18 protein-coding genes and 1 tRNA gene are annotated in these 13,615 nt (G+C 72.0%); 10 read left to right on the top strand and 9 right to left on the bottom strand.

Annotation, left to right across the window (positions count from 1 at the left end; translation table 11 throughout):
- Positions 1-19 precede the first annotated feature (19 nt).
- From ASF37_RS11200 to ASF37_RS11210, 3 genes are read right to left on the bottom strand one after another with little or no spacing between them, the layout of a single operon-like run.
- Positions 20-541: a GNAT family N-acetyltransferase gene (locus ASF37_RS11200; protein ID WP_200914429.1), complete on the bottom strand. Its 522-nt coding sequence runs from the start codon at positions 539-541 to the stop codon at positions 20-22.
- The gene (locus ASF37_RS11205) at positions 538-1,053 is read right to left on the bottom strand and encodes a helix-hairpin-helix domain-containing protein (protein WP_056580622.1); all 516 of its coding nucleotides are present in this window, start codon (positions 1,051-1,053) and stop codon (positions 538-540) included. Before ASF37_RS11205 ends, ASF37_RS11200 begins: the two co-directional genes overlap by 4 nt.
- Positions 1,050-1,748, bottom strand: coding sequence for a VOC family protein (locus tag ASF37_RS11210; protein WP_056580941.1), 699 nt, complete (start codon positions 1,746-1,748; stop codon positions 1,050-1,052). Before ASF37_RS11210 ends, ASF37_RS11205 begins: the two co-directional genes overlap by 4 nt.
- A gap of 61 nt (positions 1,749-1,809) precedes the next feature.
- Between ASF37_RS11210 and dapD the strand changes: the two genes are divergently transcribed.
- The 5 genes from dapD (at position 1,810) to ASF37_RS11235 (ending at position 6,733) form a co-directional block, all read left to right on the top strand.
- Positions 1,810-2,742, top strand: coding sequence for a 2,3,4,5-tetrahydropyridine-2,6-dicarboxylate N-succinyltransferase (gene dapD, locus ASF37_RS11215; protein WP_055968700.1), 933 nt, complete (start codon positions 1,810-1,812; stop codon positions 2,740-2,742).
- A 63-nt stretch (positions 2,743-2,805) separates the two neighbouring features.
- Positions 2,806-3,636: a hypothetical protein gene (locus ASF37_RS11220; protein ID WP_056580625.1), complete on the top strand. Its 831-nt coding sequence runs from the start codon at positions 2,806-2,808 to the stop codon at positions 3,634-3,636.
- A gap of 118 nt (positions 3,637-3,754) precedes the next feature.
- Positions 3,755-4,804 carry a CoA ester lyase gene (locus ASF37_RS11225; protein ID WP_056574267.1) on the top strand — a complete coding sequence of 350 codons (1,050 nt, stop codon included), beginning with the start codon at positions 3,755-3,757 and terminating at the stop codon, positions 4,802-4,804.
- Positions 4,801-5,676, top strand: coding sequence for a CoA ester lyase (locus ASF37_RS11230; RefSeq protein ID WP_255353938.1), 876 nt, complete (start codon positions 4,801-4,803; stop codon positions 5,674-5,676). The genes ASF37_RS11225 and ASF37_RS11230 overlap by 4 nt, the downstream gene beginning before the upstream one ends.
- An 85-nt stretch (positions 5,677-5,761) precedes the next feature.
- Positions 5,762-6,733: a serine hydrolase gene (locus ASF37_RS11235; protein ID WP_056580627.1), complete on the top strand. Its 972-nt coding sequence runs from the start codon at positions 5,762-5,764 to the stop codon at positions 6,731-6,733.
- 24 nt (positions 6,734-6,757) lie between these two features.
- On the opposite strand, the gene ASF37_RS11240 is transcribed toward ASF37_RS11235, so the two are convergent.
- From ASF37_RS11240 to ASF37_RS11260, 5 genes are all read right to left on the bottom strand, one after another.
- Entirely contained in the window at positions 6,758-7,681 is a 924-nt protein-coding gene (locus ASF37_RS11240) for an AEC family transporter (RefSeq protein ID WP_056580630.1), read from the bottom strand.
- Positions 7,682-7,807: 126 nt separating this feature from the next.
- On the bottom strand, positions 7,808-7,975 hold the full coding sequence (locus tag ASF37_RS17170; protein WP_156364644.1) for a hypothetical protein: 168 nt from the start codon (positions 7,973-7,975) through the stop codon (positions 7,808-7,810).
- 474 nt (positions 7,976-8,449) lie between these two features.
- Entirely contained in the window at positions 8,450-9,571 is a 1,122-nt protein-coding gene (locus ASF37_RS11250; RefSeq protein WP_055968712.1) for an aromatic acid exporter family protein, read from the bottom strand.
- 67 nt (positions 9,572-9,638) lie between these two features.
- Positions 9,639-9,986: a co-chaperone GroES gene (locus tag ASF37_RS11255; RefSeq protein ID WP_055968713.1), complete on the bottom strand. Its 348-nt coding sequence runs from the start codon at positions 9,984-9,986 to the stop codon at positions 9,639-9,641.
- Positions 9,987-9,988: 2 nt separating this feature from the next.
- On the bottom strand, positions 9,989-10,237 hold the full coding sequence (locus ASF37_RS11260; protein ID WP_055968715.1) for a DUF3618 domain-containing protein: 249 nt from the start codon (positions 10,235-10,237) through the stop codon (positions 9,989-9,991).
- 46 nt (positions 10,238-10,283) lie between these two features.
- On the opposite strand from ASF37_RS11260, the gene bcp reads away from it, so the two are divergent.
- From bcp to ASF37_RS11275, 3 genes are all read left to right on the top strand, one after another.
- Complete coding sequence (bcp, locus tag ASF37_RS11265; protein WP_055968717.1) at positions 10,284-10,760, top strand: thioredoxin-dependent thiol peroxidase; 477 nt, start codon at positions 10,284-10,286, stop codon at positions 10,758-10,760.
- A gap of 35 nt (positions 10,761-10,795) precedes the next feature.
- A tRNA-Leu gene (locus tag ASF37_RS11270) sits at positions 10,796-10,877 on the top strand.
- A gap of 55 nt (positions 10,878-10,932) precedes the next feature.
- Positions 10,933-11,832: a carbohydrate kinase gene (locus ASF37_RS11275; RefSeq protein ID WP_056552197.1), complete on the top strand. Its 900-nt coding sequence runs from the start codon at positions 10,933-10,935 to the stop codon at positions 11,830-11,832.
- 15 nt (positions 11,833-11,847) lie between these two features.
- On the opposite strand, the gene ASF37_RS11280 is transcribed toward ASF37_RS11275, so the two are convergent.
- Positions 11,848-12,306, bottom strand: a complete 459-nt coding sequence (locus ASF37_RS11280) for an SRPBCC family protein (protein WP_056580944.1) — start codon at positions 12,304-12,306, stop codon at positions 11,848-11,850.
- Between the two features lie 26 nt (positions 12,307-12,332).
- On the opposite strand from ASF37_RS11280, the gene ASF37_RS11285 reads away from it, so the two are divergent.
- Both ASF37_RS11285 and ASF37_RS11290 read left to right on the top strand, forming a co-directional pair.
- Positions 12,333-12,797, top strand: a complete 465-nt coding sequence (locus tag ASF37_RS11285; RefSeq protein WP_055968721.1) for a tRNA (cytidine(34)-2'-O)-methyltransferase — start codon at positions 12,333-12,335, stop codon at positions 12,795-12,797.
- Between the two features lie 107 nt (positions 12,798-12,904).
- Complete coding sequence (locus ASF37_RS11290; protein WP_082480466.1) at positions 12,905-13,615, top strand: SGNH/GDSL hydrolase family protein; 711 nt, start codon at positions 12,905-12,907, stop codon at positions 13,613-13,615.

Consider the following 13,615-nt stretch of genomic DNA (forward strand, 5'->3'; position numbering starts at 1 on the left):
CGACGGTCCGGACCTGGGCTCAGACGTCGTGCGGCGTGAAGCGGTGGAACAGCACGTGGTCCTGCCACTGCCCGCCGATCTTGAGGTAGCGCGGCGCGCGTCCGAACGACTCGAACCCGGCACGCCGGAGCACGGCCTGGGAGCGCTCGTTGTGGGCCAGCGTGGCGGCCTGCAGCCGGTGCAGCCGCAGGACGTCGAACGCGTGGGTGGTGATCTCCTCGACGGCGCGGGTCATCAGCCCGCGCCCCTGCACGTCGGCGGCCAGCCAGTAGCCGACGTGAGCGTTCTGGAAGGCCCCGCGCACCAGGTCGTTGAGGTTGATCTCACCGACCACCCGGTCGTCGTCGAGCACGACGAAGTAGGCACCCCGGCCCTGGACCATGGCCTCGAGACGCCGCTCGAGCAGGTCGAGCTGCCCCTCGACGGTGTAGAAGTCGGCATTGCGCTCGGGGCTCCAGGGGTCGAGGTGCTCGCGGTTGGTCACCCACAGGTCGGCGAGGACCTCGGCGTCCGCAGGGTCGGGGACCCGCAGCACGCTCACCACGTGGTCCCCCGCTCGGCGAGCGCAGCGGCCAGGGCCGCCACCGCGCGTGGGCCGATGCCGTGCAGCGCGGCCACCTCGTCGCGATCGCGGGCAGCCAGCTCGTCGAGCGAGCCGATGCCGGCACCGTGGAGCGCGCGCCGCGCCGGGGCACCGATCGCACCGAGGTCGTCGTCGCCCTCGGCGGCAGCCCTCGCCGCGTGCGCGGACGCTTCGACGACACCGGCCGGTGCGCAGTGCCGCCACGCCTCGTGGACCCAGTGGTTGAGCGCCATCCCGTCGATCACGTCGAGGTCGACCAGGACGCCCGACGACGTGGTCTGCACGCCGGGCAGCTCGCCGGCCATGCGGCTGCGCGGCTCGATCCCGAGCGAGAGCGCCGCGCGCCCGTCGTCGGTGAGGGCGGCGAACACCGTGCCCGCGACCGCCCAGCCTCGCGTGGATCCGACCTCGACCTGCTCGGCGCCCTCCTGCGCGAGGGCCGCCCTGCGCAGCTGCGCCCGCGACGTCACGCGGCGTCCTCGTCGAACACGCAGAACTCGTTGCCGTCGGGGTCGGCCATGACCGTCCAGACCACCTCGTCGTCGGGTCGGCGCAGCACGGTGGCGCCGAGGGCCTCGAGATCGGCGACGCCGGATCCGGCGGTGAGCGTGACGTCCCAGTGGAGCCGGTTCTTGACCGTCTTGGGCTCCGGCACGTCGCAGAACACGATGCCCTCGAACGGCATGCCGGGGACGTCCTCCAGCCAGCTGAATCGCTGCTCCTCCTCGCTGCCGATCGTGCCACCCCACACGCCCTGCCACCAGGCCGCCGCGGCGCGGTGGTCGGCGACGTCGACGCACAGCTCGTAGAGCCGGTAGTCGGGAACGTCGTCGCGCACGAACGTGCAGATCTCGTCGCCCTCCGGGCCGGCCACGACCGTCCACCGGAACTCGCCCTCAGCGCTGAGACGTGTGGTCCCGGGCAGCACCGACGCTGCGGCGTGGACGTCGAGGTGGACCCGGTCCTTGACCGACTTGGGCTCCGGCACGACGCAGAGCCACACGGTGTGCCGAGGGGTGGGTCCCTCGAGGTGCACCTCACCCTGCTCCCCCGCCACACCCTCGTCGGGCACCACGCGAAGACCCAGCGTCTCGGCCCAGAAGGCCGCGGACGCCTGCAGGTCGTTCACGTCGATGCAGAGGTCCTTGTAGGTCACCAGCGCCATGCGGTCCACGCTAGGTCCACTCACCGACGGGCGCCATCGACGGATCGGTAGGTTGAGGGCCATGAGCGAGCAGAGCGCGTACGGCTACGGCCTGGCCACCCTCACCGAGGACGCCGACGTCCTCGACGTCTGGTTCCCCGAGCCCCGGCTCGGCACCCCCGGGCACGACCCGGAGCCCGAGGAGCTCACGGCACTCACCGGCGAGGACGCGGTGCGCCAGGTCCGCAAGGCCGTGGTGCACGTCGTCGCGCCGGACCTCTCGGCACCGCCCGCCGACGTCTACGACGTGTGGCTGCGGCTGCACCTGCTCTCGCACCGTCTCGTCCAGCCGCACGGGGTCAACCTCGACGGCCAGTTCGGGCTGCTCACGAACGTCGTTTGGACGACGATCGGTCCGTGCGCGGTCGCCGGGTTCGAGCACACCCGCGCCCGCGCCCGCGCCGCCGGCCTCACGGTCAACGTGACCAGCATCGACAAGTTCCCCCGGATGACCGACTACGTGATCCCGTCCGGCGTGCGCATCGGCGACGCCGACCGCGTGCGCCTCGGCGCGCACCTGGCCGAGGGCACCACCGTCATGCACGAGGGCTTCGTGAACTTCAACGCCGGCACGCTGGGCCATGCCATGGTCGAGGGCCGCATCTCGGCCGGTGTCGTCGTGGGCGACGGCACCGACATCGGAGGCGGCGCGAGCATCATGGGCACGCTCTCGGGCGGTGGTACCGAGGTGATCTCGATCGGTCGCAACAGCCTGCTCGGCGCCAACTCCGGCATCGGGATCTCGCTCGGCGACGACTGCGTGGTCGCCGCCGGCTGCTACGTCACCGCGGGCACCAAGGTGCGCACGCCGGACGGCTCCGTGGTGAAGGCGGCGGAGCTGAGCGGGCAGGACAGCCTGCTGTTCCTCACCAACAGCGAGACCGGCCAGATCGAGGCGCGCCCTCGCGGCGAACGGCGCGGCATCGAGCTGAACTCCGACCTGCACGCCAACTGACCCCGGCCCGGACCCGGCACCAGGTGCCCGGCCGGATTGACGTCGTCTGCCTAGGCTGACCGGGTGAAGCTGCGCTGGGTCCTGCTGGGCGCCGTCCTCGTGGCCGGCGTCCTGGTGGCGGTCGTGGTGACCGACCGCACGCCGCTGCGCACCGAGTACTGCGTGGCCCGGGTGGGCGAGACGCGTGCGCAGGTGGACGTGGAGCAGGCGCGCTGGTCGGCCCTCATGGCCGCGACGGCGCAGAACCGCGGACTTCCCCCGCGCGCCACCACGATCGCGATCGCGACCGCCTTCCAGGAGTCCAAGGTCCGCAACATCGACTTCGGTGACCGGGACTCCGTGGGTCTGTTCCAGCAACGTCCGTCGCAGGGCTGGGGCACGGTCGAGGAGATCCTGGACCCGCACTACGCGATCGGGAAGTTCTACGACGGCCTCGAGAAGGTCGACGACTACGCGTCGCTCGAGATCACGGTCGCGGCGCAGGAGGTGCAGCGCTCGGCGTTCCCTGGCGCCTATGCCCAGCACGAGGACTACGCCCGCGCGCTGGCCTCCGCCCTCCGGGGCTACAGCCCCGCCGCGTTCACCTGCCAGATCAACCCGGTCGGTGGCGGTTCGGTGCGGACCGTGGCGGCCGACGTCGACAAGGCCTTCGGGGAGATCCCCCGCAGCACCGACGACGCCGAGGACGCGCTCACGTACCGCCTCGACGGCGCGGCCGCCGACGTGCGGGCGCGCGGGTGGGCCCTGGCGCACTACCTGGTGGCCAACGCGGCCGACCTGCAGGTCGCGTCGGTCAGCTTCGACGGCCTGCGCTGGACGGCGGAGTCCTCGCCGGACGGCTGGGTCGCCGACGAGGCCGCCCGCGACGACCGTGTGGTCATGTCCGTCCGCTGACCCGGCGGGGGTGCCGGGCCCCGGGCGGCCGGACGCACTGTGAGACCCGCCCTACTCACGGGTCACGAGTCCCGGCCATACTGTCGGGCAGTCCCGACGTCTGCAGGAAGAGACCCGCGTGCGCAACCCCCGTGCATTCCTCCGTCCGCTCGCCGTCGGAGCTCCCGCTCCGCTCGCCGAGGTGCCGTTCCGTCCGAGCCGGATGATCCACTTCTTCGACCCGAGCAACGAGAAGATGGCGGCGAAGGTCCCCGACATCGCCTCGAAGGTCGACATCATCCTCGGCAACCTCGAGGACGCGATCAAGACCGAGAAGAAGGAGGCCGCGCGCCAGGGTCTCGTCGACATCGCGAAGGCCACCGACTTCGGCGACACGCAGCTGTGGGTGCGCGTCAACAGCCTGGACTCCCCCTGGGTCCTCGACGACCTGACGACGCTGGTCACCGAGATCGGCGACAAGCTCGACGTCATCATGGTGCCCAAGGTCGAGGGCGCCCAGGACATCCACTACGTCGACCGTCTGCTCGCCCAGCTCGAGGCCAAGGGGAAGGTGCATAAGCCGCTGCTCGTGCACGCGATCCTCGAGACCGCGCTCGGCGTGACGAACGTCGAGGAGATCGCCGCCGCCAGCCCGCGCATGCAGGGCATCAGCCTCGGCCCGGCCGACCTCGCGGCGAGCCGCCGCATGAAGACCACGCGCGTCGGCGGCGGCCACCCGGGCTACCTGGTGCGCCAGGACCCGACGGGCGAGGACCTCACCGAGGGCCGCACGACGTACCAGCAGGACCTGTGGCACTACACGATCGCGCGCATGGTCGACGCCTGCGCGGCGAACGACATCCTCCCGTTCTACGGGCCGTTCGGTGACATCAAGGACGTCGTGGCCTGCGAGGACCAGTTCCGCAACGCGTTCCTGCTGGGCTGCGTCGGCGCGTGGAGCCTGCACCCGGTGCAGATCGACATCGCCAAGTTGGTCTTCTCGCCCAGCGCCGAGGACGTGGCGCACGCCAAGCAGGTCGTCGAGGCCATGGGCGACGGCTCGGGCGCGGTGATGATCAACGGCAAGATGGAGGACGACGCGTCCTGCAAGCAGTGCCTGGTGATGCTCGACCTCGCCCGCGAGCTGGCCGAGCGCGATCCCGAGCTGAAGGAGCTGTACGACCTGTGAGCACTCCCGTCATCCGCCCCCGCCGCTCCGTGCTGTACATGCCGGGTGCGAACGAGCGCGCCCTGGAGAAGGCCAAGACGATCGACGCCGACGCGCTGATCCTCGACCTCGAGGACTCCGTCGCCCCCGATGCCAAGGCGCAGGGCCGCGAGAACGTGTGCGCGGCCGTCCGGTCCGGCGCGTACGGTCACCGTGAGCTGGCGATCCGGGTCAACTCCATCGGTACCGAGTGGCACGACGACGACGTGCGCGCCGCCGCGGCCGCCGGTCCCGACGCGATCCTCGTCCCGAAGGTGGAGTCGGCCGAGCAGGTGCGTGCCCTCGTGGCCGCCCTCGAGCAGCACGGCGCCCCGGAGCACACCCAGCTGTGGGCCATGATCGAGACCCCGCGGGCCCTCCTGCACGCCGAGGAGATCGCGGCCGCCCACGAGCGCCTCACCGTCGTCGTCATGGGCACGAACGACATCGTCAACGAGACCTACGGCCTGCACGTGCCGGGCCGCAACGCCACCGTGCTCACGTCGCTGTCGTGGACCCTCCTGGCGGTGCGCGCCGCCGGCAAGGTGATCATCGACGGCGTCTACAACGCGGTCAAGGATCCCGAGGGCTTCGAGGCCGAGGCCCGCCAGGGGCGCGAGATGGGCTTCGACGGCAAGACCCTCATCCACCCCTCGCAGGTGGACCCCGCCAACACGATCTTCGCGCCGTCGGACGACGACGTCGAGCGGGCGACCGGCCTCATCGAGACGTTCGAGGAGGCCAAGGCTGCAGGCCAGGGCGTCGTGACGTTCAACGGGAAGATGGTCGAGGAGCTGCACGTGCGCGACGCGCGACGCATCCTCGCCTTCCACGAGGCGCTCGCGGGTCGCTGACCCACCGAGACCTCCGCCGGACGGACCCCGGACATCAGCCTCGCGGCCGATGTGCCGGGGTCCTGTCGTCGACCAGGGTGGGGGCATGAGCTTCGAGGAGACCGTCCGTGACGACGCCCTGCACCGCTGGGCCGCTGACGCTCTCGGCGGCGGCTCCTGGGCCGTGGCCACCATCGAGCCGGGAGCCACCCGCGTGGCGGTCCAGGGCATCGACCCCGGGGACGACCTGGAGATCGGCTCGATCTCCAAGGGTCTGACCGCGTTGCTCCTGGCGGACGCCGTCGAGCGCGGCGAGATGCTGCTGACCGACCGGCTCGACACCTTCCTGCCGCTCGACGGGTCACCGGCCGGCCTGGTGACGCTGGATGCGTTGTCACGGCATCGTTCGGGGCTGCCGAGCCTGCCGGCGCAGGCGCACATGGGCCGCCGGACGGCGTCCTGGCTGCTGCTCGCCACCAATCCGTACGGCGACACCCTCGCGGAGCTGCTGGAGCAGACCCGGGCGACGAAGGTCGGCCGACCCCGCCCCGTGTACTCCAACCTCGGCTTCCAGCTGCTGGGCCACGCCGTCGCGGCCGCAGCGGGTCGTCCGTATCGCGACCTGCTGGCCGAGCGGCTGCTCGGTCCGCTCGGTCTGACCAGCGCCTCGGTACCGGCCACGCCCGACGAGCTGGGTCAGCGCGCCGTGGTCGGCCACACACGATGGGGCCGCCGAGCCGAGCCGTGGACGGGCGAGGCGCTCGGTCCCGCGGGCGGGGTGCGGATGTCGGTGCGCGACGCGGCGACGCTGGCACGAGCCCTGCTCGAGGGCAGCGCGCCGGGCACCGCGGCGCTCGAGCCGGTCGACGACTTCGTGCCCGGCGCCCGGATCGGCGCCGCGTGGATCACGTCGGTGCACGACGGCGTCGACGTCACGTGGCACAACGGCGGCACGGGCGGCTTCCGCACCTGGCTCGGTCTCGACCGGGCGGCCGGCACGGCCGCAGTCGTGCTGAACGCACGGGTCCGTTCGGTCGACGCCGTCGGTCGACGTCTGCTCGCGACCCTGCGCACCTGATCCCCGGCGGGAGCCGGGCCGGACTCAGGTGAGCAGCGCCGCGACGACCGCGACCGCGGGGACCGAGAGCACCGTGGTGGCGAACACGGCGTCGCGGGCGAGGACGGTCGAACGGTCGTAGCGCACCGCGATCACGAAGATGTTCTGCGCCGCCGGCAGCGCGGCCAGGACGGTCACGGCCAGGAGCGGGTCCCCGTCCATCCCCAGCGCGAACCGTCCCACGGTGTAGGCGGCGACCGGCTGGACGACGAGCTTCAGCACGACGATGAGCGCCAGCACGGGCGCGTTGCCGCCACTGCCCGGACGCGGGCCGAGTCGCAGCGAGACGCCGTAGGCGATGAGCATGGCCGGGACCGCCATGGCGCCGACCAGGCCGAGCGGCTCGTCGATGAGGCGAGGGATCCGGGCATCGGTGATCGACAGCGCGAGGCCCAGCAGCGACGCCACGGTCAGGGGCGTGCGGAGCGGACGCGTGAGGAAGCGGTGCCACGGCACCCGCTCCTGCGCCACCGCGGCGTCGAGCACGGCGAGGGCGAGTGGCTGCAGCACCAGCATCTGCAGCAGCAGCGTGGGAGCGACGAGTGCGGCGTCGCCGAGGACGTAGGCCGCGATGGGCAGCCCCAGGTTCCCGGCGTTGACGTAGGCCGAGGAGAGCGCGCCGACGACGGTGTCGGCGAGGTCCTGGCGCAGCACGAGCCGCGCGACGAGCAGGTAGAGCGCGACGACGACCGCGACCGCGGCCGACGTGGCGGCGAGGTTCCGCGACAGGACGGCCGAGACGTCGGCGTCCTGCAGGACGGTGATCATCAGGGCGGGACTGGCCACGTAGAAGGCGAGGCGCGAGAGCACGACCTGGGCGTTCAGGTCGAAGATCCGAAGGTGTGCCAGGAGGGCACCGAGGGCGATGAGCGCACCGATGGTGCTGAAACCCTCCAGGACCCCGGTCATCACCCCGATCGTCCCAGACCCTCGACCGCCTCCCTCAGCCGGTCCGTTCCGCTGGTCGCGGCGCGCAGGTCCGCAGACGCACGTGGCCCCCGGTCGAGGACCGGGGGCCACGCGGTGGGGCGTCGTTCAGCGGTAGGACCGCTGGCTCAGCACCTGCAGCTGGTGCGCGTCCTTCATGGCCTGCGCCTCGCGGCGCTGCCGGACGGTCTCCAGCAGGACCTGTCGGTCGGTCTCCGACATCTCGTCCCAGGCGCGCTTGCGGCGAGCACCGGAGCGAAGGGGGTTCCGTGCCATCGCGTTCACCCCCTCTCCCCTTGTCCAGGTGGTGCGGTGTCCGTCGCGGTCGGTCCTGGTCGGGGCCGTGGCGATCTGGTCGGTCGTCGGGGTGTCTGCGGGCAAGGTGTCGGTGTTCTGGTGCTGGTTCATTGCGCGCCTCCTTTCTGCGAGGTGGTCGGGTGTGGTCGAAGGGATGGGATCGTGGGTGGGCAGACGAGAAGAGCCGCCCTGGACGTGGTGTCCTGAGCGGCTCGAAGCCAGGGTGTCGGTCAGCGGTGCTGACGTGACGGATCTGGCTAGACGGAGACTGCGCCGAGGACGAGGGAGCCGGCGAACGCGGCACCACGGGACGTGTGATCGAAGGCGATCGGTGTCGTGGTCTGGTTCATTGCGGCTCACCTCCTCAGGCGGTCTGGTGTCGTCACCGTAGCGCACCCGGGCCGCCGCGCGCCACCGTCCGTGGGTGCGTGTCCCGCCGACCTCGGCGGGGCGTCACTCGAAGTCGAGTGCGGCGTCGATCTCGTCGCGGCTCGCGCCGCAGACGAACATCAGGTCGGCTGCGATGGACCGCACCTGTGCCGTGATGGCCGCCGTGTTCAGCGTCATCGTGTCCGGCAGCGCCGCGACGGCGATGCGGGCGGCCTCGACGAGCTGGTCGCGGGCGCCGGCGAAGTCGTCGAGCGAGGACAGGTCGTCGGCGATGACGTCGACGGCCTCGGCCAGGGCCTCCACGGACTGCTCGAGGGCGTCCGGTCCGACCTCGTCGTGGCGCAGCATCGCGCTGACCCGCCGTGCGAGCACCCGGGAGTCACGGATGGCGTTGTCGAAGTCGCGGACGGCTCCCACGTAGAGCGCCAGGTGCTCGCGCTGCCGCCAGCGCATGGGCGACATGCGGGCGATCTCGCTGACGTTGCGCGCCGTCGCGTCGAGGGAGTCGATGCTGCCCTGCATGCCGCGGGCCCGCTCGAGCGCCTCGTCGGCCACGCCGGGGTCACGCTCACGCAGGGACCGTGCGGTTCCCCTCAGCACCGACGCCAGCTGGCGCAGCAGACGCTGCACCTCCGCGTCGATGTCGCGCACCGGGTTGCGGGGCAGCAGCAGGACCATGGCCATGCCGCACAGGCCACCGATCAGCGCGTCCAGGAAGCGGGTCAGGGCCGGGTTGCCCGCCCCGGCCGCGGGCACCACGGCCGCCAGCAGCACGGCGGAGTTGGCGGCCTGGGTCAGGGCCAGGCCCCGGATGCCGGTGAGCGTGGCTGCGACGACCGTGAGCAGGACGACGAGCGCCATCTGCGCCGGCCCGCGTCCGATCGTCAGGATGATGAGCTCGCCCACGAGCACCCCGAGCGCCACACCGACGACGACCTCGACGAGCGTGCGACCACGGAGGCCACCGCCCGCGGTGATCACGACGACCGCGGCGATGGGGGCGAAGAACGCCTGCTGGTGCCCGAACACCTGGGTGGCGATCAGGAACGCGGCCGCGGTCGCGATCCCCAGGCGGAGCATCAGGCGCCAGCGACGGCGCAGGAGCAGGAGGCGGTCGAGGAAGGTCTCCTCGCTGCGGCGCAGACGGATGCGGCGCAGGGGGACGTCACGACCCGTGCCGCTCATCGCTCCTCCGCTCCCCCACGTCCGGCCCCACCTACGACACCGCTCGTCCCCACCGTGCCCGCGCCGATCACAGGTACAGGCCGGTCTGGCCCTCCTCGATGCGCTCCGACGCGACCGCGTGCAGGTCGCGCTCGCGCAGCAGCACGAAGCTCTCGCCCCGCACCTCGACCTCGGCGCGCTCCTCGGGATCGAAGAGCACGCGGTCGCCGACCTCGACGGCCCGCACGTGCGCGCCGACCGCCTCGACCTTGGCCCAGGCCAGCCGCTTGCCCATCGCCGCGGTGGCCGGGATCAGGATGCCGCCCCCCGAGCGCCGCTCCCCCGCCTCCTCGTCGATCGACACGAGCAGGCGGTCGTGCAGCATCCGGATGGCGAGCTTTCCGCCGTCGTCCCGTGCTCCCTCGGTACCGGGCATGGTCAGCCGAGCACCCGGCGCAGCACGACGATCGCTGCCACGGAGCCGACGACGCCGAGCACCACGGGCACCACGGTCTCGTAGCGGACCGATCCGTCCGGGCCGACGAACTTCGCCTTCACGTCGGCCAGGCTGCGCCGCGCGATGTTCTTGGGGTTCGTGCGGTCGACCAGGGCGTCGACGGTGTCGGCGAGCCGCTCGCGGATCTGCTCGATCTCGTCGACCAGCTCATCGGTCTGTGACGTGCCCACGTGGCGCCTCTCGTCGGTGCGGACTGGTCTTGCAAGGATAGGACCCATGACGACGCGACTGCAGCCCGGTGACACCGCACCCGACTTCACCCTCCCCGACGACACCGGCCAAGAGGTCACGCTGTCGAGCCTGCGGGGCGGCAAGGTGATCGTGTACTTCTACCCCGCGGCCATGACGCCGGGGTGCACGAAGCAGGCCACGGACTTCTCCGGGGCGCTCGACGACCTGCAGGCCGAGGGCTACACCGTCGTCGGCATCAGTCCGGACAAGCCCGAGAAGCTGGCGAAGTTCCGCGAGCGCGACGGGCTCACCATCACGCTGCTCTCCGACGTCGACCGCTCGGTGATGACCGCATGGGGCGCCTTCGGCGAGAAGAAGCTCTACGGCAAGGTCGTCGAGGGCGTCATCCGCTCTACGGTCGTGATCGGCGAGGACGGCACCGTCGAGGTGGCGCAGTACAACGTGAAGGCCACCGGACACGTGGCCAAGCTGCGCCGCGACCTCGGGCTCGACGCCGCCTGACCCGGATCCCCCTGGCCTAGGCTGGGGGCGCACCCGCCGGTGTGGTGGAACTGGTAGACACGCGGCACTTAGGATGCCGTGCCCCAGGGCGTGCAGGTTCGAGTCCTGTCACCGGCACCCGGTCCCCACGGCCACGCCGTGCGGCGGACCCGGGTCACGGCAGACTGTGGCCATGGTCCTGGTCATCGGTGAAGCCCTCGTCGACATCGTCGAACGACCCGACGGGTCGCGCACCGAGCATCCTGGTGGCAGCCCCGCCAACGTGGCTGTCGGTCTCGGACGCCTCGGCGTCACCCCGGTGCTCGCCACGAGCCTGGCCACCGACGACCTGGGGGCGCTCGTGCGCATGCACCTCGCGGAGTCGGGCGTGCGCCTCATGCCCGGGCTCAAGGAGCTGGAGCGCACCTCCACCGCCGTCGCCACGCTGGCCGAGGACGGCAGCGCGAGCTACGACTTCGACATCTGCTGGGACCCGGGCCGCATCTGGGCCGAGGAGGTCCCCGACATCGTCCACACGGGCTCGATCGCCGCGTTCCTGGAGCCGGGCGCCGACGACGTCGAGGACGCCCTGCGTCGGCTCGCGCCCATGTGCACCGTCACCTTCGACCCCAACGTCCGTCCGTCGCTCCTGCCGAGCCGCGCGGAGGCGCTGGACCGGATGGAGTCCCTGCTGCCGCTGTGCGACGTGGTCAAGGTCAGCGACGAGGACCTGGCCTGGCTCGAGCCGCACAGCGACCCCGCCGACACCGCCCGCAGCTGGCTGGCGGCCGGGCCGGCAGCCGTCGTCATGACGATGGGCGCCCGCGGTGCGCGCACGTACACGCACCGCGGCTCCATCGCCTCGAGGGCGCAGGCGTCCCACGTGGTCGACACCGTCGGCGCCGGCGACGCGTTCATGTCGGGACTCATCGCGGGCCTCAAGGACGACGGGCTCGACGGTGCGGCCGGCAGCACGCGGCTGCACGCCTCCGACCTCACGCTGTGGCGCAGCGTCACCGACCTCGCGTCACGCTGCTCCGCGTTCGTGGTCGGCCGCGCCGGCGCCCAGCCTCCCTGGGAGCACGAGCTCTGAGCGCGGCACCGAGGCTCAGGGGACGAGCTTCGGCAGGTTCGCGTTGATCTTCTGGGTCAGCACCTTCGCCACGGCGGCGGCCACGCCGGGAACCGGGGCGTCGAAGTGGATCGTGTAGTCCAGGTGCGTGCCACCGTCGGCGGTGGGCGTCAGCACCTGGATGCCGCGGTGTCCCTTCAGCGGGCTGCCCTGGGTGATCTCGTACTCGATGCGCTCGTCGGGCTCGGAGACCACGACGGTCTCGACGAAGCCGGGCAGGGGGCCGAGCTTGAGCGTGCGGGCCGAGCCCACGCCGTTGCGCGACGTGTGGCCGTCCCGCAGGCGCGTGATGCTCGCCCCGAACAGCGGACCGAGGTTCTCGTGCTCGCCGAGCGCGGCGAACACGTCGGCGGGGGCGGAGCGGAAGGTGTGGGTCACGTGGACACGGGGCTGGCCGAGGGAGGAGGGCTGTCCGGGGGCGGGGGTGTCAGGCATGGCCGACATCCTAGGGTGAGTCCGTCATGTTCCGTGTCCTGTTCCACGAGCCGCGCATCCCGGGCAACACCGGGAACACGATCCGGCTCGCCGCCGCCACCGGGGCGGAGCTGCACCTGGTGGAGCCGCTCGGCTTCGACCTGTCCGAGCCGAAGCTGAAGCGCGCCGGGCTGGACTACCACGACCTGGCGACCCTCCACGTGCACGCCGACCTCGACACGGCGCTGGCCGCACTCGGCGACGCGCGGGTGTTCGCGTTCACGACCGGGGCCACTCGCTCGTACGCCGACGTGTCGTACGAGCCGGGCGACGTGCTGCTGTTCGGCGCCGAGCCGTCAGGTCTGCCCGACGAGGTGCTCGCACACCCTCGCGTGACCGACCGGCTGCGGCTGCCCATGCTGCCGGCGCGGCGGTCCATGAACCTCGCCAACTGCGCGGCGATCGTGGTCTACGAGGCCTGGCGCCAGCACGGCTTCGCCGGCGGTTCCTGACACCGACCCCGTGCCGATGACGTTTCGGTGACTTCTCCGCATCCATCGGTTCCTGGCCGTCCGCGGACGTAGGCTGGTGCTCTTCTCGGGGAGGACAGCAGGGGACCATGGCACGACACGGACACGGACGACGCGTGCTGGTCACCGTCGCCCTGGCCCTGCTCATCAGCCTCGGCGTCACCGCAGGGCGGCAGGGTGCCATCGGCACCGAGCCCGGCACCGGACCCTTCCCCCAGGGCGTGGTCGTGGTGGGCGACTCCATCACCGCGCGCTACGACGACGACCCCGGCAGCCCCGAGCAGGGCTGGTGGAGCTTCGTCGGACGTCACTTCGACACCGAGGTGCGCACCTTCGCGCAGTCCGGCTCGGGCTACCAGCGCCCCGGCCACCGGTGCGGAGGGAACCGGTTCATCGACCGGCCCGAGGCCTTCGAGGGACCCGCACCGTCGGTCTTCATCGTCGAGGGCGGGCGCAACGACTGGGCCACCTGCCGCCAGGGCGGCCTGGTCGAGTCCACCGACGCCGCCGTCCAGCAGGCCGTCGACCGCTACTTCGACGTGGTCGAGCGGAGCCTGCCGCGCACGACCCGCATCGTGGTGCTCGGCCCACCGTGGGGCCCGCTGGACCCGTGGCAGCAGCGCCGGATCACGTCCATCGTGCACACCGCCGCGAAGCGTCACGGTCTCGAGTACGTGGCCACCAAGGGAAGCCTGGACCGGCCGGGCCGCACCGTCGACGGCGTGCACCCCACGCTCGCAGGCAGCAGGGCGCTGGGCGACGTCGTGATCGACGCCCTCTCGAACCGCCCGCCGCGCTGA

Origin of the sequence: Aeromicrobium sp. Leaf289, from assembly GCF_001423335.1 — a bacterium.
GTDB lineage: Bacteria > Actinomycetota > Actinomycetes > Propionibacteriales > Nocardioidaceae > Aeromicrobium.